The organism is Streptomyces sp. NPDC085460, from assembly GCF_044541975.1.
GTDB lineage: Bacteria > Actinomycetota > Actinomycetes > Streptomycetales > Streptomycetaceae > Streptomyces.
Map to the genome: position 1 here is coordinate 386,127 of NZ_JBITTO010000004.1, position 23,577 is coordinate 409,703.

General features: G+C 74.1%; 19 protein-coding genes and 1 riboswitch. Of the genes, 8 read left to right on the top strand and 11 right to left on the bottom strand.

Features of this window, described 5'->3' with window-relative positions; translation table 11 throughout:
• Positions 1-50: 50 nt before the first annotated feature.
• Positions 51-1,034 carry a LuxR family transcriptional regulator gene (locus ACIGHB_RS12835; protein WP_360311034.1) on the top strand — a complete coding sequence of 328 codons (984 nt, stop codon included), beginning with the start codon at positions 51-53 and terminating at the stop codon, positions 1,032-1,034.
• A 42-nt stretch (positions 1,035-1,076) separates the two neighbouring features.
• On the opposite strand, the gene ACIGHB_RS12840 is transcribed toward ACIGHB_RS12835, so the two are convergent.
• From ACIGHB_RS12840 to ACIGHB_RS12865, 6 genes are all read right to left on the bottom strand, one after another.
• Positions 1,077-3,101 carry a prolyl oligopeptidase family protein gene (locus tag ACIGHB_RS12840; RefSeq protein ID WP_399912347.1) on the bottom strand — a complete coding sequence of 675 codons (2,025 nt, stop codon included), beginning with the start codon at positions 3,099-3,101 and terminating at the stop codon, positions 1,077-1,079.
• A 27-nt stretch (positions 3,102-3,128) separates the two neighbouring features.
• Positions 3,129-4,796 carry a protein kinase gene (locus ACIGHB_RS12845; RefSeq protein ID WP_399912351.1) on the bottom strand — a complete coding sequence of 556 codons (1,668 nt, stop codon included), beginning with the start codon at positions 4,794-4,796 and terminating at the stop codon, positions 3,129-3,131.
• A 79-nt stretch (positions 4,797-4,875) separates the two neighbouring features.
• Entirely contained in the window at positions 4,876-6,606 is a 1,731-nt protein-coding gene (locus ACIGHB_RS12850) for an acyl-CoA dehydrogenase family protein (RefSeq protein ID WP_399912354.1), read from the bottom strand.
• Between the two features lie 64 nt (positions 6,607-6,670).
• Positions 6,671-7,312 (bottom strand): PadR family transcriptional regulator, encoded by a 642-nt coding sequence (locus tag ACIGHB_RS12855; RefSeq protein WP_399912358.1) that lies wholly within the window; start codon positions 7,310-7,312, stop codon positions 6,671-6,673.
• A gap of 62 nt (positions 7,313-7,374) precedes the next feature.
• Positions 7,375-8,064 carry a response regulator transcription factor gene (locus tag ACIGHB_RS12860; protein WP_360311024.1) on the bottom strand — a complete coding sequence of 230 codons (690 nt, stop codon included), beginning with the start codon at positions 8,062-8,064 and terminating at the stop codon, positions 7,375-7,377.
• Complete coding sequence (locus ACIGHB_RS12865) at positions 8,061-9,386, bottom strand: sensor histidine kinase (protein WP_399912361.1); 1,326 nt, start codon at positions 9,384-9,386, stop codon at positions 8,061-8,063. The genes ACIGHB_RS12860 and ACIGHB_RS12865 overlap by 4 nt, the downstream gene beginning before the upstream one ends.
• Positions 9,387-9,737: 351 nt before the next feature.
• Between ACIGHB_RS12865 and ACIGHB_RS12870 the strand changes: the two genes are divergently transcribed.
• The 3 genes from ACIGHB_RS12870 to ACIGHB_RS12880 all read left to right on the top strand — a co-directional run bounded on the left by ACIGHB_RS12870 (position 9,738) and on the right by ACIGHB_RS12880 (position 13,624).
• Positions 9,738-10,478, top strand: a complete 741-nt coding sequence (locus tag ACIGHB_RS12870; RefSeq protein WP_360311020.1) for an ABC transporter ATP-binding protein — start codon at positions 9,738-9,740, stop codon at positions 10,476-10,478.
• Positions 10,475-12,826, top strand: a complete 2,352-nt coding sequence (locus ACIGHB_RS12875) for an ABC transporter permease (protein WP_399912364.1) — start codon at positions 10,475-10,477, stop codon at positions 12,824-12,826. The genes ACIGHB_RS12870 and ACIGHB_RS12875 overlap by 4 nt, the downstream gene beginning before the upstream one ends.
• Before the next feature lie 126 nt (positions 12,827-12,952).
• Positions 12,953-13,109: riboswitch (cobalamin riboswitch) on the top strand.
• A 71-nt stretch (positions 13,110-13,180) separates the two neighbouring features.
• Positions 13,181-13,624 carry an acyl-CoA thioesterase gene (locus tag ACIGHB_RS12880; protein WP_399912367.1) on the top strand — a complete coding sequence of 148 codons (444 nt, stop codon included), beginning with the start codon at positions 13,181-13,183 and terminating at the stop codon, positions 13,622-13,624.
• Between the two features lie 60 nt (positions 13,625-13,684).
• Here the strand turns inward: ACIGHB_RS12880 and ACIGHB_RS12885 are convergent, their stop codons facing one another.
• Positions 13,685-14,170 carry a VTT domain-containing protein gene (locus ACIGHB_RS12885; protein WP_360311016.1) on the bottom strand — a complete coding sequence of 162 codons (486 nt, stop codon included), beginning with the start codon at positions 14,168-14,170 and terminating at the stop codon, positions 13,685-13,687.
• A gap of 559 nt (positions 14,171-14,729) precedes the next feature.
• Between ACIGHB_RS12885 and ACIGHB_RS12890 the strand changes: the two genes are divergently transcribed.
• The 3 genes from ACIGHB_RS12890 (at position 14,730) to ACIGHB_RS12900 (ending at position 18,380) form a co-directional block, all read left to right on the top strand.
• On the top strand, positions 14,730-15,260 hold the full coding sequence (locus ACIGHB_RS12890; protein WP_399912372.1) for a GtrA family protein: 531 nt from the start codon (positions 14,730-14,732) through the stop codon (positions 15,258-15,260).
• A 93-nt stretch (positions 15,261-15,353) separates the two neighbouring features.
• A complete protein-coding gene (locus ACIGHB_RS12895; RefSeq protein ID WP_399912375.1) occupies positions 15,354-16,601 on the top strand; it encodes a cytochrome P450 in 1,248 nt (415 codons plus the stop codon).
• 222 nt (positions 16,602-16,823) lie between these two features.
• A complete protein-coding gene (locus ACIGHB_RS12900; protein ID WP_399912378.1) occupies positions 16,824-18,380 on the top strand; it encodes a hypothetical protein in 1,557 nt (518 codons plus the stop codon).
• A gap of 57 nt (positions 18,381-18,437) precedes the next feature.
• On the opposite strand, the gene ACIGHB_RS12905 is transcribed toward ACIGHB_RS12900, so the two are convergent.
• On the bottom strand, positions 18,438-19,220 hold the full coding sequence (locus tag ACIGHB_RS12905) for an SAM-dependent methyltransferase (protein WP_399912381.1): 783 nt from the start codon (positions 19,218-19,220) through the stop codon (positions 18,438-18,440).
• A 110-nt stretch (positions 19,221-19,330) separates the two neighbouring features.
• A complete protein-coding gene (locus ACIGHB_RS12910; RefSeq protein ID WP_399912384.1) occupies positions 19,331-19,753 on the bottom strand; it encodes a YjbQ family protein in 423 nt (140 codons plus the stop codon).
• Between the two features lie 194 nt (positions 19,754-19,947).
• Here ACIGHB_RS12910 and ACIGHB_RS12915 point away from each other — a divergent pair, with 194 nt between their 5' ends.
• Positions 19,948-21,072, top strand: a complete 1,125-nt coding sequence (locus tag ACIGHB_RS12915) for an NAD(P)-binding domain-containing protein (RefSeq protein ID WP_399912387.1) — start codon at positions 19,948-19,950, stop codon at positions 21,070-21,072.
• Here the strand turns inward: ACIGHB_RS12915 and ACIGHB_RS12920 are convergent.
• Together ACIGHB_RS12920 and ACIGHB_RS12925 are read right to left on the bottom strand one after the other, a co-directional pair.
• Complete coding sequence (locus ACIGHB_RS12920; protein ID WP_399912389.1) at positions 21,062-21,400, bottom strand: hypothetical protein; 339 nt, start codon at positions 21,398-21,400, stop codon at positions 21,062-21,064. The genes ACIGHB_RS12915 and ACIGHB_RS12920 overlap by 11 nt on opposite strands.
• A 303-nt stretch (positions 21,401-21,703) precedes the next feature.
• Positions 21,704-23,539: an ABC transporter ATP-binding protein gene (locus ACIGHB_RS12925; protein WP_399912392.1), complete on the bottom strand. Its 1,836-nt coding sequence runs from the start codon at positions 23,537-23,539 to the stop codon at positions 21,704-21,706.
• Positions 23,540-23,577 lie beyond the last annotated feature (38 nt).

Sequence of the window (23,577 nt, forward strand, 5' to 3'; positions counted from 1 at the left end):
TGGCACTGATCGGACATCGGGTGGCGCCGGTCACGGCCAGAATGGGGGCCATGGCGAACGCGAGACTGGGCGAGGCGCTGCGGCTCCTGGGCCTCGGCGAGACGGCCGCGCGGGTCTACCGCGCGCTCCTGGAGCGGGCACCGGCCCCGCTGGCGGAGGTCGGCGCGGCGGCCGGGGTCGAGGGGCCAGCGCTGGCGGAGGCGTACGGGGAGCTGGTCGACGCGGGGCTCGCGAGCCCGGCGGTCGACGGCGGCGGCACGGTGGCCCCGGTGCCGCCGGCGGCGGGCCTGGAGATCCTGGGCCGGCACCGGGCGGCGGAGCTGGACGAGTCGCGGATCACGGTGGGCGGCGCCTTCGAGTCGTTCCGGCGGCAGCGGCTCGCCGCGTTCGACGGCGACCTGGTGGAGGTGGTGACCGGGGAGGCGATCGGGCCGCGGATGCGGCAGGCGTGGGCGAGCGCCCGGCAGCAGATCAGGCAGCTGGACTCGCCGCCGTACTTCACGGTCCCCGGCGCCACCGACGACGCGCTCGCGACCCTCGCCCGGGGCGTCACCCAGCGGGTCATCTACTCCCGGGCCTCCCTGGAGCAGCCGGGTCACCTGGAGCAGTCGATCGAGCCGGTGATCGCGGCCGGCGAGCAGGCCCGGGTGCTGCCGTCGGTGCCGGTCAAGTTGGTGATCATCGACGAGGCGTACGCGCTGGTGTCGCTGTCGATCCGGGAGGCCGACGTGTTCACCACGATGCTCGTGGTGCAGCCGTGCGGACTGTTCTCGGCGCTCGTGGCGCTCTTCGAGCAGTCCTGGCGGGACGCACTGCCCTTCCACGGCCGCACCGCGCTCCCGGGCGGCCTGCCGCCGGCCGACCGGCGGCTGCTCTGGCTGCTCGCCGGGGGCGCGGCGGACGAGGTGATCGCCCGGGAGATCGGGGTCAGCCGCCGCACCCTCTTCCGCCGGATCCAGGTCCTGATGGCCCGGCTGGGCGCCACCAACCGTTTCCAGCTGGCGCTCCAGGCCCAGCGGCACGGCTGGCTCTGACCGCCTGCCGGCCGGCGCCCGGCCAGCTCCGACCCGCCGGGGTCAGGAGCCCAGGTGCTCGCGCAGGAAGGTGTACATCAGGGCCTTGTTGCGGGCGGCCTGCGCGTTGTCGGTGGCGCCCGCGTGACCGCCGCCGGTGTTCTCGTGGAAGAGCACCGGGTGGCCGAGCTCGCGCAGCCGCGCCGCCGCCTTGCGCGCGTGTCCGGGGTGGACCCGGTCGTCGCGGGTGGACGTGGTGAGCAGCACCGGCGGGTAGGGGGCGCCGGCGGTGATCCGGTGGTACGGGGAGAGCTCCCGCAGGTGCGGCAGGTCGGCCTCGTCGTCGGGGTCTCCGTACTCGGCGATCCAGGAGGCGCCGGCGAGGAGCTTGTGGAAGCGGACCATGTCGAGCAGCGGCACCTGGCAGACGAGGGCGCCGAAGAGCTCCGGGTAGCGGGTGAGCATGGCGCCCATGAGGAGGCCGCCGTTGCTGCCGCCGGCGGCGCCGAGCCGCTCGGGGGTGGTGATGCCCCGGGCGACGAGGTCGCGGGCGACGGCGGCGAAGTCCTCGAAGGCGCGGTGCCGGTGGGCGCCGAGGGCGGCCTGGTGCCAGTCGGGGCCGTACTCGCCGCCGCCTCGGATGTTGGCGATGACGTACGTGCCGCCGGTCTCCAGCCAGCCGCGGCCGGTGAGGGCCGCGTACGACGGGGTGAGGGAGACCTCGAAGCCGCCGTAGCCGTAGAGGAGCGTGGGGCCGGGGCCCCGGTCGGGGGCGCGGTCGGGGCCGATGACGAAGTACGGGACGCGGGTCCCGTCGTCGGAGACGGCGAAGGACTGCTCGACGGAGAGGCCGGTGGTGTCGAAGCGGGCCGGCGCCTGGCGCAGGATCTCGCTGTCGCCGCCGATGGTGCCGCGGGTGAGGGTGGACGGCTGGAGGAAGCCGGAGACGTCGAGGAAGTACTCGTCGGAGACGTCCGGGTCGGTGTCGGTGACGGCGACCGCCGACAGCGGCGGTACGTCGGCGAGCGGGGCGCGCGACCAGCCGCCCTCCTCGCGCGGGGTGAGCACCTCGATGCGGGTGCTGACGTCGCGCATGGTCTCCAGGATCAGGTGGTGCCGGGTCCAGGAGTGGCCGGCGAGCGCGGTGCGCTCGTCCGGGGTGAAGAGGGCCTCCGCCGTGCGGTCGCCGGCGAGGAAGGCGTCGAAGCCGAAGGCGAGGAGGGCGCCGGCGGGGTGGCCGAGCCAGGGCGACTTGAGGGTGACGATCAGGTGCCGGCGGTGGGCGTAGACCTCGGCGTCCTCGGGGACCTCGATCCGAACGAGCCGGTCGTCGCCGGTGAGGAGGTGGGTCTCGCTGCGGAAGAAGTCGAGGGAGCGGCCGACGAAGGAGCGCTCGAAGCCGGGGGTGTCGTCGTGCCAGGCCCAGGCGGAGACGTCGGCGGGCTCGCCCTCGAAGACGGTGGGCGCCCCGGCGAGCGGGGTGCCGCGCCGCCAGCGCCGGACGGTGCGCGGGTAGCCGGCGTCGGTGAGCGAGCCGGGGCCGTGGTCGGTGCCGACGAAGACGGTGTCGGCGTCGATCCAGCCGATGCTGGTCTTCGCCTCGGGCACGGCGAAGCCGTCCTCGACGAAGGCCCGCGCCTCCAGGTCGAACTCGCGGACCACGACGGCGTCGCCGCCGTCCCGGGAGAGGCGGACCAGCGCCCGGTCGTGGGCGGGCCGCCGCACCCCGGCCCCGGCCCACACCCACTTCTCGCCCTCGGCCTCGGCGAGCGCGTCCACGTCGAGCAGCGTCTCCCACTCGGGGGCGTCCTTGCGGTACTGCTCCAGGGTGGTGCGCCGCCACAGGCCCCGTACGTGCTCGGCGTCCTGCCAGAAGTTGTAGAGGTAGGGGCCGCGGCGGGTGGTGTACGGGATGCGGTCGACGGCGTCGAGCACCTCGCGCAGGCGGTCGGCGAAGGCGTCGAAACCGGGCCCGGAGGCGAGCGCGGCCTCGGTCTCGGCGTTCCGCTCGGCCACCCAGGCGAGGGCCGCCTCGCCGTCGACGTCTTCCAGCCACAGGTACGGGTCGTCTTGGTTCACGCGGGCCATTGTCCCCCGGAGCGGAAGGCCGGCGCCTCAGTCGGCGGTGAGCTTGTGCACCTGCTTGCCCTCGGTGTCGACGGCGAGGTAGCCGACGGCGCTGTACTCGTTGGTCCGGTAGACGAGGAGGGTGGGCCGGTCCTCGTTGAAGGTCCAGCGTTCGGCGATGAGGTGCCGGGACCGGGGTGGGTCGACCTTCAGTTCGCGGTCGGCGCGCCGCATCAGGGCCGGCAGGTCGTCCCAGGGCAGTACGGAGGGGTCGAAGGGCTGTGCGTCGGCGTCGGAGGCGCTGATGGTCCCGCCGACGCCCTGCCGGCTGACCTTGCCGTCGCGGAACTGGTAGCGGTCGTAGGTCTTGGCGCCCTGCTCGGTCGGGATCTCGGCGATGGCGTACTCGTCGTAGACGAACATCTGCTTGATCGTCGTGACGCCGGTGGCCTCGCGGAAGGCGGCGAGGGCGGTTCGGACGCCGTCGGGGGTGAGGAGCGGGCCGGCGGTCTGGCCGGCGGGCGCGGTGGTCCTGGGGGCGGTGCCGGTCGCCGGGCCGGACGAGGGGGTCTGCCCGCCGGTGCTGGTACCGCTCGGCTTGCCGTCGCCGAGGCCACCGGTGCCGCCGTCTCCTCCCGAGGGAAGGAACTGGGCGATGGCCAGGGCGAGCAGGGCCGCGCTGAGGACCAGTCCGCCGGAGAGCGTGGCGAGGCGCTTGCGCCGGGCAGGGCCGGTGGGGCGCTCGGCGGGCGGCGGTCCGGGCAGCTCGTACGCGGGCCGGGCGTACGGATGCGCCGGGGGCGCCGGGTGGGCGACGGGCGTGGGCGGGCCGAAGCCCGCGGGCACGGCGTCGGCGACGGCACCGCCGGCGGCGGCCTGCGCCTCCGCGAGGAGGCGGTCGAGCTCGGCGCCGTCGGGGCGCCGGGCCGGGTCGCGGACGAGGAGGCGGGTGAGGACGGGGCCGAGGGCGCCGGAGCGGACCGGTGGCGGGATCGGGTCGTCGAGGACGGCGACGACGGTGGCGAGGCTGGTGGCGCGGCGCAGCGGGTGGTGGCCCTCGGCCGCGACGTACAGCAGCATGCCGAGGGACCACAGGTCGGAGGCCGGGTTGCCCTCCTCGCCGCGCACCCGCTCGGGGGCGATGAACTCGGCGGAGCCGATGAGGTCGCCGGAGGCGGTGAGCCGGGAGGTGGCCTCGTCGAGGACGGCGATGCCGAAGTCGGTGAGGACGGCGCCGCCGCCGGCGCGCAGCAGGACGTTCGCGGGCTTGACGTCGCGGTGCTGGATGCCGGCGGCGTGGGCGGCGCGCAGGGCGCCGAGGACCTCCCGGCCGAGGGTGATCGCCTCGGGTACGGAGAGCGGCCCGGCGGCGAGCCGGTCGGCGACGGAGTTCCCCTCGACCAGTTCCATGACGATCCACGGGGCGGAACCGTCGGCGGGCTCGACGATGTGGTGGACGGTCACGACGTGCGGGTGGGAGAGGCGGGCGAGGGCCCTGGCCTCGCGGATCGCCCGCGCGCGCAGCTGCGCGGTGAGCCCGGGGCGGGCCGCTTCGGCGGCGGGATCCGGCGGGCTCACCTCTTTCAGGGCGACGTCCCGGTCGAGGGCGATGTCGCGGGCGCGCCACACCGTGCCCATGCCGCCGCTGCCGAGGCGGGAGATCAGCCGGAACCGTCCGTCGACGAGGGGTCTGCCGTCGTCGTCACTCGTGCTCATGGGCGGTCATCGTAGGCGGTGGGGGTGACAGCCGGTGGCGCGGGCGGCGCGCCGGAGCGCGCCGCCCGGCCGGCGGGGGTCAGGGCCGCATCTCGTACGCGCCGGAGAGGGCTTCGACGCGGGTCCAGACGCGCGCGGTGCGGGCCTCGTCGACGACGGGGCGGCGGACCGCGGCGAGCGCCCAGGTCTGCTGGGCCTCGGTGGCGGAGTCCTTGCCGTGGAGCTCGACGGCGTGGGCGGAGAAGTCGCGGACGAGGACGGCGAAGAGCTCGTCGAGGACGTCGTCGTCGAGGCCGGTGAGGGCGGCCTGCTCCAGGACGAGCTGGGCGTGGACGACGAGCGCGAAGAGCTGGCCGACGGCGAGGAGCAGGTCGAGGTCGCGGCTCTGGGCCTCGTCGGGGGCGGCGGTGCGGACGAAGTCGCAGAGCGCGTCGGCCTGCTCGCGGAGGCGGACGACGTTCGGCAGCCGGTCGTACGCGTCGAAGGCGGGCCGCCAGTCGTGGAAGCGGACGGAGCCGAGGCCGCGGGCGGGGCCCTGGCGGAAGAGGAAGGCGTCGTCGGCGGCGTCCAGGCGGGTGGGGACGGGCTCGTAGGCGGCCGGGGCGAGGAGGTGGTTGCCCATGAACTTGAGGATCAGGGCGAGGTTGACGTGGACCGTGCCCTCCAGCTTGGGCAGGCCGCGGATCTCGACGGCCGCCTGGGCGAAGTAGTTGTCCTTCTCGAAGCCCTTCGCGGCGATGACGTCCCACATGAGGTCGATGACCTTCTCGCCCTCGGTGGTCACCTTCATCTTCGTCATCGGGTTGAAGAGGAGGTAGCGGCGGTCGTCGGGCCCGGCGGTGCGGAAGTAGTCGACGGCGCGGTCGCTGAAGAGCTTCATGCCGGCCAGCCGGACGTAGGCGTCGGTGAGTTCGCGCCGCACGTGCGGGAAGGCGGTGACGGGGCGGCCGTAGAGGATCCGGTTCTGCGCGTGGGTGACGGCCTCGTACATCGCGTGCTCGCAGATGCCGATGGAGGCGGTGCAGAGGTTGAACTTGCCGACGTTGACGGTGTTGAGGGCGGCGTCGAAGGCGGCGCGGCCGGTGTGCAGGACGTCCTCGGCGGCGACCGGGTAGCCCTCCAGGCGGAACTCGCTGACGAACTTGGAGGAGTCGACGACGTTCTTGACCAGGTGGTAGGCGGGGTGGCGGCTGTCGGCGGCGAAGAAGACGTAGCCGTCGGGGCCCTCGACGTCGGTGCGGCGGCCGAAGACGGAGACGAGGCCCGCCTTGTTGCCGTTGCCGATGTAGTACTTGGAACCGGTGGCGCGGAAGCCGCCCTCGCCGTCCGGCGTGAGCAGCATGTCGGTGGAGTAGATGTCGGCGCCGTGCGTCTTCTCGGAGAGGCCGAAGGCGAACACCTCGCCCTGATCGAGGAGTTCGGCGGCGCGGGCGCGGGCGGCGGCGTTGTCGCTCTGCCAGACCGGGCCGAGGCCGAGGATGGTGACCTGCCAGGCGTACCAGTAGTCGAGCCCGTAGAAGCCGAGGATCTCGTTGAGGGCGGCGATGCGGGCGGTGTCCCAGCGCTTGGCGGGGTTGTCGGTGTTGTCGCCGGCCTCGCCGGCGGGGGTCAGGAAGGTGGCGAAGAGCCCTTCCTTCGCGGCGAAGTCGAGGAAGTCGCCGAGCCAGGCGCGGGAGCGGTAGTCCTCGATGATCCGGCGCTTGCCGCGCTCCTCGAACCAGTCGACGGTGGCGCGCAGCAGCCTGCGGGTCTCGGGGTCGAAGTGCGCGGGGTCGTAGGTGCGGGGGTTGAACAGCAGCGCGTCGGCCATGGGTTCCGCCTTGAGGGAAGGAGGGGTGGAGGGGTGGATGAGGAGCGAGGGCCCGGAGGTGGGCTCAGAACCGGTGCAGGGTGGCGAGGACGTCGTCGAGCCAGGCGATCATCATGCGTTCGTACGCGATGCCGCCCCGCAGCACGACGTGCTGGAGCTCGCGCTCGGGGTCGGGGGGCGTGGCGGGAGCGTCCGGGGGCGTGGCACGGCCGGCGTCCGGGGGCACGGCGCGGCCCGTGTCCGGGCGCTCGGCGGGCTCGGCGCCCTGGGGCGTGGCGGGCTCGCAGTCCGGCGGGAAGTCCCGTGCCTCGCCCGCGAGGTAGTGGGTGAGGCGGTCGGTGTGCGCCTGCCGGTGCCGCTCGACCTCGCGGACGAGGCCGGCGGGGTCGTCGAAGGCCGCGCCGCGGATCTTGACGGCGAGGTCGTGCCGGACGCTCTCGGGTTCGATCGGCTCGTGCAGCCAGGAGCTGAGCGCCGCGTGCCCGAGGTCGGCGACGGAGTACTCCTTCTTGTCCGGCCGCCCCTGCTGGGGCACTTCGCGGGCGGCGACCCAGCCGTCGTTCTCCATGCGCTTGAGGACGCGGTAGATCTGCTGGTGGGTGGCGGTCCAGAAGTAGCCGATGGACCGCTCGAACCGCCGGGCCAGTTCGTATCCGGACCCCGGCTTCTCCAGCAGGGAGACGAGGATCGCGTGTTCGAGCGCCATACCCCGATCCTGCTATGCAACTGGTTGCATAGCAAGGGGGGCGCCTGCCGATGAGACACGCCTCACGAGTCCTCGTCCGCCGCCCCCTCCCCCGCGCTGACCAGCCCCGTCTCGTACGCGACGATGACGGCCTGGGCGCGGTCGCGCAGGCCGAGCTTGCCGAGGACGCGGGCGACATGGGTCTTCACGGTCGCCTCGGCCAGGTGCAGACGGGCGGCGAGTTCGGCGTTGCTCAGCCCGCGCGCCAGCAGTCCCAGGACCTCCAGCTCGCGCGGGGTGAGCGCGGCGAGGTCGCGGTGGAGGGCGACGGTCTCGTCGCCGCGCCGGGTGAACCGCCGCACGAGCCGGCGGGTGATGGCGGGCGCGAGGAGGGCGTCGCCGGTGCGGACCGTGCGGACGGCGGAGGCCAGGTGCTCGGGGGTGACGTCCTTGAGCAGGAAGCCGCTGGCCCCGGCGGTCAGCGCCGCGTAGACGTACCGGTCGAGGTCGAAGGTGGTCAGCATGACGACGCGGGGTTCGTCCGGGCCCCCGGACAGGATCCTGCGGGTGGCCTCCAGGCCGTCCATCTCCGGCATCCGGATGTCCATCAGGACCACGTCGGGACGGGTGCGGCGGACCGCCTCGACCGCTTCGACGCCGTTGGTCGCCTCGGCGACGACGTCGATGCCGTCGGCGCCGAGGATCATCCGGAATCCGGTGCGGACCAGGGTCTGGTCGTCGGCGAGGACCACGCGCGGCGGCGGCTCGGTCACGGTGCCTCCAGGGGGATCAGGGCCTCCACACGGTAGCCGCCCGCCGGACGGGCGCCGGCGGCCAGCGTGCCGCCGTAGACGGCGAGTCGCTCGCGCAGCCCGATCAGGCCCCGGCCGTTGCCGCCGGCCGCGCCGGGCCCGGGACGGCCGCCGGTGTCGGTGACCTCCACCCGCAGCAGCTCCGGACCGTACGCGACGGTGACGGCGGCCGTGGCGCCGGCCGCGTGCTTCACCGCGTTCGTCAGCGCCTCCTGCACCACCCGGTAGGCGGCGAGCCCGATGCCGGAAGGGAGTTCGCGGGGCGCGCCGGTCACGGTCAGCGCCACCGGCAGTCCCGCGTCCCGCACCCGTCCGACGAGCGCCTCCAGTTGCCCGAGGCCCGGCTGGGGAGCCAGGTCCTCCTCCGGCGCGCCGTCCGGCTCCGCCTCCGCGTCCCGCCCCTCGCCCTCACCGGCCATGGTGAGCAGCCCCATGACGTGCCGGAGTTCGGTCATGGCCGAGCGGCCGCTCGCCTCGACGGCGAGCAGCGCCTCTCCGGCCTGCTCGGGCGAGGTCTTCATGACGGTGCGGGCCGCGCCCGCCTGGATGATCATGACGCTGACGTTGTGGGTGACGACGTCGTGGAGTTCCCGGGCGATCCTGGCGCGCTCGTGCGCGACGGCCCTGCGCAGCGCCTCGGCCTGTTCGCGTTCGAGGGCGGAGATCCGGGTGCGGCTCTCGTCGGTGCGGAGCTTCCAGGTGCGCACGCCGACGGCGGCCATGGCCATCGGGACCAGGATGAGCAGGGCGATGTACTCGTTGGGGACGATCGGCGTGACCGCGTTTCCCGACGTGCCGACGAGGACGACCGAGACCGGCAGCGCCACCAGGGTCGCCGCCCGGTACGGGCTGTACACGGCGGCGCTGTAGACGGCGAGGACGTACGCGTAGAAGGTCAGCCTCAGGACGCTCTGCGGGGTCGCCAGGGTCGCCGCCGTCACGACGCACAGCACGGCGAGCGGCAGGCGGCGGCGGAAGGCGAGGGCGCCGGAGGCGACGACCGCGAGCGAGACCATCCAGGCGCCTCCGGCGAACCCGGACGGCCGGGCCAGGACGTGCACGACGCCGGGCGGGCTCTCGCGGATCACGACGACGCCGATGTTGTCGATGCCGTAGTGGACGGTGACGACGCCGAAGAACAGCGCCAGGACGAGGTCGGCGTGCCGGGCGCGCCGGCTGAGCCGCGGGGGCGGGCCGGTCGGGACCGTCACGTCGCGGACCGCGTCACGGACCGCGTCGCGAGCCAGGCCCCGCAGCCGGGCCGCGGTCGTACGCACGTTCATCACCGGCTCATTGTCGCCGTCGCCCGCACCGGGGGGATCCGCCGCCGGAAGGGGTTCCGGCGGCGCGCGTACACCGCTCGCCTACCTCTCGGGGATGACGTCCCGGGGAGTCATGCCGGCGCGGTACGGAAAGGGGTCCGGGCGGCCGACGCGGGCCGGGCGGGCCGGGTCCTAGCGTTCGGGCGACCGGGGCGCCCTGCCGTCCCCGGCGGCCTCCGCCACCGCCGGAGCGGCGGGCGGAGGCGTCCCCTCCCCCGTACCCGACTCCGGTGGCCTCCGCCGCCGCAGTCCCGGGCGGAGGCCACCCCTCCCCCGTACCCGCCCCCTCCCCCGTACCCGAGGAGCCCATCCGTGACCGCACCGGTGATCGAACTGCGCGGGGTGACCCGCCGCTACGACGACGGGCCGCCCGCCCTGCACGACGTGTCGCTGACCGTGATGCCCGGCGAGGCCGTCGCGGTGCTCGGCCCCTCCGGCAGCGGCAAGTCGACGCTCCTCCACCTCATCGCCGGCCTGGACCGGCCCGACGCGGGGACCGTCACCGTCGACGGGGTGCGGGTGGACCGCCTGAGCGAGGCCGGGGCGGCGCTGCACCGGCGCGCGGGGGTCGGCATGGTCTTCCAGTTCTTCCACCTGCTCGACGATCTGACCGTCACCGAGAACGTCGTCCTGCCCGCACGCCTCGCGGGCACCGCGCGGCGCGCGGCCGAGGCGCGCGCCGCGGAACTCCTGGAGCGCCTCGGCATCGACCGGCACGCCCGCGCCCTGCCCAACCGCCTCTCCGGTGGCGAGCGCCAACGCGTCGCCGTCGCACGGGCGTTGATGAACCGCCCGGCGGTGCTCCTCGCCGACGAGCCGACCGGTGCGCTGGACTCGGCCGCCGGGGAGGACGTCGGCGCGCTGCTCGCCGCGCTCCACGCCGAGGGGCGGACCCTCGTCGTCGTCACCCACGATCCGGCGCTTGCCCGGTCCTGCGCGCACCGCACGGTGCGGATCACCGACGGCCGGATCACGGAGGACGGCCCGGCGCGCCTCCCTTCGCCGTCCGGCACCGCCGGGAGCCTTCCGTCCGCCGCCGGGGAGGTTCGGTGAGGGCGCTCGGCGGGGTGGTGCGCGCGGGGGTGCGCCGGCGGACGCAGTCGCTCCTGATCGGGCTCGCCGCGATGACGGCGGTGGCCGCCTCCGTCCTGGCCGGCTCCCTGATCGTGGTCTCCGGCGACCCCTTCCGCGACGCCTTCGCCCGGCAGAACGGGGCGCACCTGTCCGTGGAGTTCGACGCGGAGGCGGTGAGCGCCGGGCGGCTGGCGGGCTCCGGGGAGGCGGCGGGGGTGAGCGCGGCGGCGGGCCCGTTCCGCACGGCGACGGTCACCCCCCGCGCCGACGGGTCCGGTCCCGGGTGGCCGGTGACCGTGGCAGGGCGGCCCGATCCGGGCCGCGAGGTGGACGCGGTGGCGCTGCTCGACGGGCGGTGGGCCGCGGGCCCCGGGGAGATCGTGCTCTCCGCCGACGCCCCGCTGTTCCCGGTCCTGGGTCTGAAGGTCGGGTTCCCCGGGCGGTCCGGCGACACGACGCTGACGGTGGTCGGAGTGGCCCGCTCGGTCACCGGGACCGCCGACGCGTGGGTGGTCCCGGAGCAGATGCCGGCGCTCGCCCCGTCCGGCGGCGGGGGGTTCCAGATGCTGTACCGCTTCGCGGACGCGGGCACCGCCGAGGCCGTCGCCGCCGGCGGGAGGGCGGTGACGGCGGGGCTGCCGGCCGGGGCGGCCGCCGGCGAGCGGTCGTGGCTGACCGTCGCGGGGGACGCCGAGCGCGACACCGCCCTCTACGTGCCGTTCCTCATGGCGTTCGGCGCGCTCGGCCTGGTCATGTCGGTGCTCGTCGTCGGCCACGTCGTCGCGTCGGCGGTCGGCACGGGGACGCGCCGGATCGGCGTCCTGAAGGCCGTCGGCTGCACCCCGGCCCAGGTCGTCCGCGCGTACGTCGGCCAGGCGCTGGTGCCCGCCGCCGTCGGCACGGCCGTCGGCGTGCTCGCCGGTCATCTGCTCGCGGTGCCCGTCCTGGCCGAGGCCGAGGAGGTGTACGGCACTTCCTCGCTGGCCGTCGCGCCCTCGGTCGACCTGGCGGTGGTCACCGGGGTGCTCGGCCTGGTGGCGGCGACCGCGTGGGCGAGCGCCCGGCGGGCGGGCCGGCTGCGCACGGTCGACGCGCTCGCCGTCGGACGCGCCGCCCCGACGGGGCGCGGGGGGCGGGCGGCCCGCCTGGCCGGGCGCCTGCCGCTGCCGCAGCCGGTCGCCCTGGGCCTGATGCGCCCCTTCGCCCGGCCGCTCCGCGCGCTGGCCATGGGCACGGCGGTCCTGTTCGGCGCCGTCGCCGTCACGTTCACCGTGGGGATGAGCGCCTCGCTCGGCGAGGTGATGAAGGCCAAGACCCACGACGTGGCGGACGTCACCGTGCCCGAGCCCCGGCCGGCCCCCGGCCCTCCCGGCACCGGGGCCGCCCCCGGGCCGCCGCCGAAGGTCGATCCCGCGGCCGTCGGCGCGGCGGTCGCGGCGACCCCCGGCACCGGGCGGTACTACAGCGCCACGACGGTACGGGCGACGGTGTCCGGCCTGACCGGCCTCGTCGAGGTGGTCGCCTTCACCGGCGAGGCGTCCTGGGGCGGGTACACGATGGTGTCGGGCCGCTGGTTCGGCGCGCCCGGCGAGGCCGTCGTGCCGACCCCGTTCCTGACCGCCACCGGCACCCGCGTCGGCGACACCGTCACCCTGAGCGGGATGGCCGAGCCGGTCACGGTACGGATCGTCGGCGAGGTCCTCGACCCGCGCAACGACGGCATGCAGGTCTTCACCGACGTCGCGAGCGTCGCCCCCGCGCACCCCGACCCGACGCCGACCAGTCACCACATCGCGGTCGCCCCGGGCACCGACGTACCGGCCTACGTCGAGGCGCTGAACGCGCGTCTGGCGCCGCTGGGGGCCACCGCTCGGACCGGCGGGCTCCGCTCGGGCGGCGACATGGTCGTGACGCTCCGGGTGCTGGCGGCGCTCCTGACCCTGGTCCTCGTCGCCGTCGCCGCGCTCGGCGTCCTCAACGGCGTGCTGCTCGACACCCGGGAGCGCTTCCGGGAGATCGGCGTGCACAAGGCGCTCGGCATGACCCCCCGGCAGACCGTGGCGATGGTCCTCACGTCGGTCGCCGTGACCGGGACGGCCGCGGGTGCCCTGGGCGTACCGCTCGGGGTGGCGCTGCACGGCCGGGTCCTGCCGGCGATGGCCGACGGCGTGGGGCTGCGTCTGCCCGCCTCCGTCATCGACGTGTACGGCGCGGGCGAGCTCCTCCCGCTGGCCCTCGGCGGCCTGCTCATCGCCGCCCTGGGGGCCCTCCTCCCCGCCGCCCGGGCCGCCCGGACCCGTACGGCCACGGCGCTGCGCACGGAGTAGCCGGGGCGGGACAGGGGGAGGGTCCGCGCGGGCGGCGGCGGCGCGTACGCTGGCGGGTGCAGCTGGTTCGCCCCCGTCCTCCCCCTGGCCCGAACGGCATGGGGATCCCGTGACGGACGGCGTCGCAAGAGGGAACCCGGTGGGAATCCGGGACTGCCCCGCAGCGGTGAGCGGGAACGACCGCCGTCATACGCACTGGGTCCGGGGAGGACCTGGGAAGCGACGGCCAGTAGGGGTCCGCCGGGTGGAGATCCGGAGGGCGTGCCCGCGAGTCCGAAGACCTGCCCACTGTCCGCGCGCCGGCGACCCGTGCGCGCGGTGCCGCACCGCCGCGACTCGCGAAGGAGAGTTGACGTGGCCGATCGTGCCGTCTCCGCATCCCCCCGACCCGCCAAGACCCCGGACGACTCCCGGGTGGTGCTCGCCCACATCATGAGCGAGCACGACACCAACCTGTACGGCACCATCCACGGTGGCGTCATGATGAAGCTGATCGACGACGCCGCCGCGGCCGCCGCCGGGCGTCACGCCGACGGACCGGCGGTGACCGTGTCGGTCGACCGGATGACCTTCCTCGCCCCGGTCCGGGCCGGGGACCTGCTCAGCGTGGAGGCGGGTCTGGAACGGGCCGGGCGGACCTCGATGACCGTCGGCGTCCGCGTGACCGCCGAGCGCTGGAACAGTTCCGGCCCGGCCACGGAGGTCGCGACCGCCTTCCTCACCTTCGTCGCCATCGACGCCGAGGGTTCCCCCCGCCCGGTTCCCGCCCTGCACGTGGTGAACGCCGGCGTCTCCTGATCCCGGCGGGGACCGCGCTGGACGCGCCCGGTCGTCAGGACAGGCTGTCAGGACCGGTCGTCAGGACAGGCCGGGTTCGTCCGCGTCCGGCGCGGTCGTCGCCGCGCGTCGCCTGCGGTACGCCACGAGCCCGCACGCCCCGAGGAGGAGGACGGCCACCCCGGCCACGCCCAGCGCCGTGTGCCGGGCGAACAGCGCGCCCAGAGCGGCGAGCGCGCCGATCCCGACGGTGGCGTAGATCAGGGCCCAGGCCGCTCCGCCCACGAACAGCGCGGGAAGGTAGCGCGGCAGCGGCATGCGCATGGTGCCGGCGAGGAAGTTGGCGGCGGTCTGGAAGCCGACGGTCAGGAAGGAGACGGCCACGACGGGGGCGCCCCACCGCTGGATCGCGGTCTCGACGCGCTGGAACTTGGCGGAGGAGATCCGCTCGGCGAACCTGCTGCGGCGGGCGCCGGCGCCGGCGAGCCAGCCGACGGCGAAGGTCCCTCCGGCCCTGAGCAGGACGATCACGTAGAGAGTCGCGGCCGTCATCGCGATCTTACCCACGACGCCTCGTCCCGGTCAGTAGCCGCGCGCGTCCCGCCACCGTGGCCCCACGAAGGGCACCAGCCCGGTCTCCGCCTGTCACCTGCGCTCCGCCTCTGCCCGTCGCGTGCCCCGAGCCCCACCGTACCGGCACGCGAACCCGCCTCCACCACCGAGCGGAAGCCACCCGGCAAGGTCACCCTAACCGAACGCGCGTACGCCGGATCGGGCCCACCCGGACAGAGCCTGCCCCGCCCCCAGTGCTACCCACGCCGCCCACGCCTCACCCTCCCGCCCGGGCGGCCGCCGCGCGTGCGAGCGGAAAGGCGTCGACCCGCGTCCCGTGCGCCGTGGCGCAAAAGTGGCACCACTGCGATGCCACACGAAAACCCCAGCTCCACGCGGGTTCGACCCCACCCCAAGGGGCCGATTTCGGCCTGACGCGCCACGTGATGCCAAATCATGAAGACACTGGCGCCATCTATGTGCCATCATGGCACCACTGGCGGCACATTCCTCGGTGGTCCGAGTCGAGGGATGCGCACCTCGCGACGCTCGCCATGGAGAGGGGGGTCGGGCCATGCCGACAGCGCGGAGCCGACGGCAGGCGGCACCCGGCACCGCCACCGCCTTCACCCGTTTCGTGCTCTGCGGCGGCGGAGTGGGGGTGGCCGCCGGGTTCGCCGTGACGGCGCTGGGCGCCTGGATCCCCTGGGTGCTGGCCAACGCCCTGGTCACCGTGGTCTCCACGGTCCTCTCCACCGAACTGCACGCGCGCTTCACCTTCGGCACGGGCGGACGCGCGACACGGCGCCAGCACGCGCAGTCCGCCGGTTCGGCCGCGGCGGCGTATGTCGTGACCTGTCTGGCGATGTTCGTCCTGGAGCACCTGGCGGCGGCGCCCGACGCGATGCTCCGGCAGACCGTCTACCTGGCCGCCTCCGCACTGGCCGGCGTCGGACGCTTCGCCGTACTGCGCCTGCTCGTCTTCGCGCGCCACCGCTCGCGAGCCGCGACCCCCGCCCCCACTCCCCTTCGCCGCCCCTTGCGCGCCGTCACGGCGACCGCCTCGGCCCCGGTCGACCGCGCGGCACTCCGCCGCGCCGCCTGACCCCCGGGCCGGGCAGCCCCTGCCCGCACCACCGGCCGACCCGGCCGGCCCGCACACGCGTTCACCGCACTCGCTCTCTCGACCGGAGGACCCATGCAGCACGAACCGACGACCCCCCGCACCTCGACCGAGCCCGACACGCTCCCGACCGAGCCCGTCACGCTGCCGACCGAGCGCGCCGCGGGCTGCCCCTTCGACCCGCCCGCCGGTCTGGCGGAGCTGCGCGACGCGGCGCCCCTGGCCCGGATGACGTACCCCGACGGGCACGTGGGGTGGCTCGCCACCGGCTACTCGACGGTCCGCGCCCTCATGGGCGACCCCCGGTTCAGCTCCCGGTTCGAGCTGATCCACTACCCCTTCCCCGGCGCACCCGAGGGCCCGCTCCCGCCCGCGCCCGTCGGCGACATGACCGGGATGGACGCGCCCGAGCACACCCGCTTCCGGCGGATCCTCGCGGGGAAGTTCACCGTGCGCCGCATGCGCGAACTCACCGAGCGGATGCGGGAGATCACCGCCGAGCACCTGGACGCGCTGGAGCGGAGCGGGCCCGGGACCGACCTCGTCGAGGCGTTCGCGCGGCCCGTCCCCGCGCTGATGATCTGCGAGCTGCTCGGCGTGCCCTACGCCGACCGCGGGCGCTTCCAGCACCACGCCCACACCCTGATGTCCCAGGACGTGACGCCCGAGGAGCGGTACGGGGCGATGGCCGGGCTCCAGGAGTACATGGCCGGGCTGGTGGCCGCCAAACGCGCCGTACGCTCCGACGACCTGCTCGGCGACCTCGCCCAGGACTCCGACCTGACCGAGGAGGAACTCGTCGGCATCGGCGGCTTCCTGCTCGCCGCGGGGCTCGACACGACCGCGAACATGATCGCCCACGGAACGTTCGCCCTGCTCCGCAACCCCGACCAGACCGAGGCCCTGCGCGCCGACCCGGACCTCGCCCCGCAGGCCGTGGAGGAGCTGATGCGGTACCTCACCGTCGCCCACACCACCGTGAAGACCGCGCTGGAGGACGCCGACGTGGCCGGGCGGACGATCAGGGCGGGCGAGTCCGTCACCCTCTCGCTCGAAGCGGCCAACCGCGACCCGGAGCGCTTCCCCGACCCCGACGTCCTCGACCTGCGCCGCAAGGCCACCGGACACCTCGGCTTCGGCCACGGCATCCACCAGTGCCTCGGCCAGCAACTGGCCCGCGTCGAACTGACCGTCGCCCTCCCCGCGCTGCTCGACCGGTTCCCCACCCTGCGCCTCGGCGTACCGCCCGAGGAGGTGCCGCTGCGCACGGACATGAGCATCTACGGCGTCCACCGCCTGCCGGTCACCTGGGACGTGGACTGAGCCGGCGGAGGGCCTCACGGGGAGACGCGCCCGGCCGCCCCTTCAGCCCAGGAGAGGTACTCCGCGCCATGCCGTCGTCACGCTGAGCACCGCATCCCAGGGCGGGCGCCAATACTGGCCGGACCTACGGCGCGGGCGGTCGAGCGATGATCCCGGCTGCTCGCCGCGAGGATGCCCGGCCGGGGAAACGGTCCTCGGCCGCCTGAGCTGGTGGAGGAATCGATGCGCTTTGTGAGCCGGGCGGAGCAGGACGAGCTGACGGAACGACACGGGCACTGGCGCAGGTCGCCGAGCCAGGCCCTCGACGACCGCTTCTTCGACGGCGAGCCCCTTCCGCGAGAGATCGTCCCCCGCCACTGGCTGCCCGAGGGCAACGTGCACGGGGGACGGCGGATCGCCCGCTCGACGGACAGCACGCGCTACTTCAAGGGCCCGCAGGTGCTCGTCCTGCGTGACGACATGCGGCGCCTCACCTGGGCCGCGACGGTGGAGGGGCAGCGCCTGCTCCTCAGCGAGTACCTGCAGCCCGCCGCCTCGGAAGTCCAGCGGGGACGTCACACCCTCGCCGAGGGGCCGATCTGGCGCTACCACATCAGCCTGAACAAGCACACCGGGCGGGTCTGCGCGACCTGGGTGTCCCGGCCCGAGGGCAAGGGCGAACTCTGGCACGACGGGCGCCGCGTCGAGACCGAGGCGCGGAACGTCGACTTCCCGTTCTTCGCCTACAGCCAGGTGCCGATCGGGCTCGTCCAGTCCGAGGAGCCGCCCTTCGGCGTCCTCGGCTACAAGTGCCGCGACACGGGACGGATCTTCCTCCGGCGGTTCGAGGGTTCCGAGCCGGGGCCGGAGCAGGTCGTCGTGGAGGAGCCCACGGTCGGGGGCGTGTCCTTCGGCATCATGGACGACGAGGTCGTCGCCCGGGTGGACCTCCTCAGAGAAGACCGGCTCGTGCCCGCGCTCCTCACCTCTCGCGACGGAGGACGCACCTTCGGCACGCCGGAGCCGATCGACCTCACCCCCGTACGGGAGCAGGGCTTCGCGCCGCGCCCCGGCTACCAGAAGCCGATCGTGGACAAGGGCGGCTCGTTCCACGTACCGATCGGCATGGACAGCGACAGCGAGGTCCTGGCCCTGAACTACGTCGCCGCGGCCGACCTGCTGGTCGAGGCCGTGCGCTTCAAGGACGGCGGGCTCGGCAAGGGTGACATGGAGGTCTTCCCGAGCACGCTGGGCAGCGGCAACACCTTCGGGAACGGCGTCAGTGACGGCCACGGGCTCATCATGGTGGTCAGCACCAGGAAGGGTCAGCTGTTCACGAGCAACTCGTCGGCCGGCGGCGGGCACTTCCCCGAGGCGCAGCTCCTCAATCACGAGATGCCCCTCGTCGCCGACTTCTCGGCCTCGGAGTGCTACAGCAGCGGGCTCACGCCCAACGTCGTGAGCATGGACTACGTCTTCGTCGAGTGCAACAAGCTCGGGCGGCCGCTCTCCGGCGAGGTCTTCATCGAGACCTGGGACATGCCCCTGCCGCTGCCGCGGGCCAGGGCGACGGCGGCGGGCAGCAGCGTCTCGGTGGAGATCCTCAACGACGCCGACCTGGAACCCGGCAAGGTGACCTTCAGCTTCGACGACCCGGCGGTCAACGTGACCGCCGTCGACATCACCGACCTGCGGCACGCGACCGTGCACACGGATCGCGAGGACCTGCGCGGCAAGACGCTCGCCTTCGACGTCCTCACCCTCTTCCACCGCCACTACGGCGAAGTGACGGTCGAGTGACCTCGGGTCACTCCGCCGGGGCCCGCCGCCTCCCGACCCGCCACCGGTCGCCCGCCGTCACTTGCGGCCGACGCCTCCGTACATCGCGACGTCGTCCGCCGGGTCCTCCGGCCGCCATGCCGAGCACGAGACCACGCCGGGCTCCAGCAGTTCCAGGCCGTCGAAGTAGCGGGCGACGGCGGCGGGGGTGCGCTGGGTGAGCTTCGGGGTGCCGTGCTCGTTCCAGAAGGCGACCGCCGCGTCGACGTCCGGCATGTCGGGGTGCGTGACCGTGTGGGAGAGGACGAGGTGGCTGCCGGGTGCGAGCGCGTCCATGAGGCGGCGGACGATCGCGTACGACTCCTCGTCGTCCTCGACGAAGATGACGACGCCGAGCAGCATCAGCGCGACCGGCTGCGAGAGGTCGAGCGTCTTCGAGGCGGCGGCGAGGATCGTGTCGACGTCCCGCAGGTCCGCGTCCAGGTAGTCCGTCCGCCCCTCGGGCGTCCCCACGAGCAGCGCGCGGGCGTGCGCCAGCACGAGGGGGTCGTTGTCCACGTACACGACCCGCGCGTCGGAGGCGACGCGCTGGGCGACCTCGTGGGTGTTGTCGGCGCTCGGCAGGCCGGTGCCGATGTCCAGAAACTGCCGGATGCCCTCCTGCTCGGCCAGGTACCGCACAGCCCGCCCCAGGAACAGCCGGTCCGCCTTCGCGTACGCCCCGATCCCCGGATGCAGCTCCCGGATCCGGTCTCCGGCCTCCCGGTCGACCGGGTAGTTGTCCTTGCCGCCCGTCCAGTAGTTCCATATCCGGGCGGTGTGCGGCCGGGACGTGTCGATGCGCGATTCGATGTCGGTCACCCCATCAACGTAGCGCAACACTCCGGCAACTCCCGTACCCCGATGGCGCATTGTCGCCCTCCCCCTTCACGTCGATCGACGCAGCCCCTGCGCGCCGGCGGTCGGCTCGGTCAGGCCAGGAAGCTCAGTCGCACCTGTCGCTCCGGGTTGTCGACGTTGGTGTCGACCAGGCAGACCGACTGCCAGGTGCCCAGGGAGAGGCGGCCGGCGAGGACGGGGAGGGTGGCGTGGGGTGGGAGGAAGGCGGGGAGGACGTGATCGCGGCCGTGGCCGGGGGAGCCGTGGCGGTGCTGCCAGCGGTCGTCGGCGGGGAGCAGGTGGTGGAGGGTGGAGAGGAGGTCGCTGTCGCTGCCCGCTCCGGTCTCCAGGACGGCGAGGCCGGCGGTGGCGTGGGGGACGAAGAGGTTGAGGAGGCCGTCGCGGCCCGTGGCCGCCTCCGCCAGGAAGTCCTCGCAGACCTTGGTGAGGTCGGTGACGGTCTCGCGGCTGCCGGTGGTGAGGCTGAGGACGCGGGAGGTGAACGCATGTGACATGGGGTCATCCTGCCGTCCGAGGCGCGGTATCGCCCGTCCACGCTCCGAGACACCGTTGACCGTGTCGGCCGCGGGTGGCGACGTTCGCACCATGTTGCGCACAGCACTGCTCACCACGCGCGGTCACATCGGCATGCTGCGAAGACCGGCCCACCCCCGGGAAGAACCCGGCCCCCGTCCCGGTTGGTAGAAACGTGAACGATTCTGTGGTCGAAGCAGTGGGCGGCGGCGCGGTCCGGGCGGTGGACGTCGTCGTGGTCGGAGCCGGGCAGGCGGGGCTCTCCGCCGCCTTCCACCTGCGGCGCGTCGGTCTGGAGCCGGACCGGGACTTCGTCGTCCTCGACCACGCGCCGCGCCCGGGCGGCGCCTGGCAGTTCCGCTGGCCTTCGCTGACCTACGGCAAGGTGCACGGGATGCACGCGCTGCCGGGCATGGAACTGACCGGGGCGGACCCCTCCCGCCCCTCCTCCGAGGTGATCGGCGCCTACTTCGACGCGTACGAGGAGACCTTCGGACTGCGCGTGCACCGGCCCGTGGACGTGAGCGCCGTCCGGGAGGGCGAGGGCGGGCGGCTGCGGGTGGAGACCTCGGAGGGGGTGTACGCGACCCGGGCGCTGATCAACGCCACCGGCACCTGGGACCGGCCGTTCTGGCCGCGCTATCCCGGCCAGGAGACCTTCCGGGGCGTCCAGCTGCACACCGCTCGGTACCCGGGTCCCGAGGCGTTCGCCGGGAAGCGGGTGATCGTGGTGGGCGGCGGCGCGTCAGCCACCCAGCACCTGCTGGAGATCGCCGGCCACGCCGCCGCGACGACGTGGGTGACCCGGCGCGAGCCGGTCTTCCGCGAGGGCCCCTTCGGCGAGGCCGAGGGCCGCGCTGCCGTCGCCCTGGTCGAGGAGCGGGTACGGCAGGGGCTGCCGCCGCGCAGCGTGGTCTCGGTGACCGGGCTGCCGCTGAACGACGCCCTCCGCGCCGGGCTCGCCGACGGCGTCCTGGACCGGCAGCCGATGTTCGAACGGATCACGCCGACCGGGGCCGCGTGGGCGGACGGCCGCACGGTGGAGGCGGACGTGATCCTGTGGGCGACCGGCTTCCGGCCGGCCATCGACCATCTGGCCCCGCTGCGGCTGCGGGGGCCGGGCGGCGGGATCCGGATGGAGGGGACCCGCGCGCTCCTGGACGAGCGTGTCCACCTGGTGGGTTACGGCCCGTCGGCCTCGACGATCGGCGCCAACCGCGCCGGGCGGGCCGCGGTGAACGAGCTGCGCCGCCTCCTGGGCCGCGAGGAGGAGCGGGCGGGCGAACCGGTCACGGTCTGAGCGAACCGTCCCGGGGCCGCCACTCGCTCTGCGGCGCCCACCGCGATCCGACGTCCGGCGCCCCCCGCGCCCCCGCGTCCGGCGCCCATCGCGACCCCGCGCCCGGTGCGTACCTCGGCCCGTCCTCCAGGCAGACGGCGCTCCGCGCGAGGAGGACCTGGGTGAGCACGTCGTGGGCGAGGGCGAAGTGCCGCTCGTCCGGATGCGTGGTCAGCCTGATCTCGACCCAGGCGTCGTCGAAGGGCGCCCCCGTCACCCGGGCCAGCCGTCTGGCCTGCCAGGAAGTGATGGGAGACCAGATCCAGCGCCGTCGTCTGAGCTGCTTCATGCGCTGCCCAACGAGCCGGACGCCCTCGCGATACCTCATAAATCGGTCGATATCCCCCCGCCAAACGGCGGCGCCGCCGGTCCCCTGGGACGGGGAACCGGCGGCGCCGTGAACTGCGAGCGTCAGACGAGCCAGCCCAGGAAGTGGAGGACGCCGGCGAGCAGATCGGTGATGACGTTCATGGTGGTGCTTCTCCTCGTACAGGTGTTTCGTGGGACAGCGCAGTCGCGGTCTGCAGCCCGTCGCTTGCGCACCGTAATCATCCGACGCCGTACGGGAGTTGGGCAATGAATCCCGGGACGATCACACGTTCGTGGGAACAACCGCTCCCACGTTCGCCTGTTCGTCGCGGCGGACCAGGGCGGCGTACTTGCCGTCCGCGGCCATGAGTTCCGCGTGGCTGCCGCTCTCCTCGATCCGGCCGGCCTCCAGGACGACGATCCGGTCGGCGTCGCGGACGGTGGAGAGGCGGTGGGCGATGGTGATCGTGGTGCGGCCGGCGGAGAGGGCGTCGATGGCCTGCTGGACCGCGTGTTCGGTGCGGGTGTCGAGGGCGCTGGTCGCCTCGTCGAGGATGAGCACCGGCGGGTCGCGCAGGATGGTGCGGGCGATGGCCAGGCGCTGCTTCTCGCCGCCGGAGAAGCGGTAGCCGCGCTCGCCGACCAGGGTGTCGTACCCGTCGGGCAGCGAGGCGATGTGGTCGTGGATCTGGGCGGTTCTGGCGGCGGCCTCGATCTCCTCGTCGGTGGCGTCCGGCTTGGCGAAGCGCAGGTTGTCGGCGACGGAGGCGTGGAAGAGGTACGTCTCCTGGGACACGACGCCGATCGCGTCCGCGAGGGCGTCGAAGCCGAGGTCGCGCACGTCGACGCCGTCCAGGGTGACCCGCCCCTCGGTCACGTCGTACAGCCGGGGCACGAGGTAGCTCAGCGTCGACTTGCCGGAGCCGGTGGGGCCGACGACGGCGAGGCTGCCGCCGGCGGGCACCGTCAGGTCGATGGAGTCGAGGGTGGGGCGGTCCGCGCGCTCGGGGTCGTAGTGGAAGCGGACCTTCTCGAAGGCGATCTCGCCGCGCACGGGGCCGATCCGGACGGGCTCGTCGGGCTCGGTGATGTCCACCGGGAGGTCGAGGTACTCGAAGATGCGCTGGAAGAGCGCGAGCGAGGTCTGGATCTGGACGCCGGTGGAGAGCAGGCTCACGGTGGGCCGGAAGAGCCCCTGCTGGAGCGAGACGAAGGCGACCAGGGTGCCGAGCGAGATCGCGGCGCCGCCGGCCTGCGCGGCGAAACCGGCCGCCCAGTAGAGCAGGGCCGGCATGGCGGCCATGACGATGCCGATGACGGACATCCGCCAGCGTCCGGCCATGGAGGAGCGCACTTCGAGGTCGACGAGGCGCTCGGACTCCCGGGCGAAGGACTCGGTCAGCGAGTCGGCGCGGCCCATGGTGCGGCCGAGCAGGATGCCGCTGACGGAGAGGGACTCGGTCACGGTCGCCGCCATGGCGGCCATCTGCTTCTGCCGCCGGGTGGTGATCCGCTTCCGCTCGTCGCCGACCCGCCGGCTGATCCAGACGAAGACGGGGAGCAGGAGCAGGGAGAAGAGGGTGAGCCGCCAGTCGAGGGCGAGCATGGCGACGACGGTCGCGACGACGGCGGTGAGGTTGGAGACCAGGGAGGTCGCCGTGGAGGTCACGGTGGCCTGCATGCCGCCGATGTCGTTGGCGATCCGGGACTGGACCTCGCCGGTTCTGGTCCGGGTGAAGAAGGCCAGCGGCATCCGCTGGAGCCGGCCGTAGACGGCGGTGCGCAGGTCGTGCATGACGCGCTGGCCGACCGTGGTGGAGATCAGGGTCTGGAGCACCCCGAAGACGCCGGTGAGGACGGCGGTGACGATCATGCCGAGGGCGAGCAGACTGAGCAGCCCGGTGCGCCCCTGGGGGATCGCGGTGTCGAGGATCTCCTTGAGGAGGAACGGGGTGGCGACCGAGACCAGCGAGGCGGCGCCGACCAGCAGGCCGACGAGCGCGAGGCGGGCGCGGTAGGGGCGGAAGAGGCCGAGGATGCGGCGCAGCTGGGCGGGCTCCTTCGGCTGCGCGGGGTCGCGCGGCGGGGGTGTCCAGGTGGACTCGTCGTGGGGGCGCATGGGCTCCTTCGAGGGTGATGGGACATGAGCGTGCACAT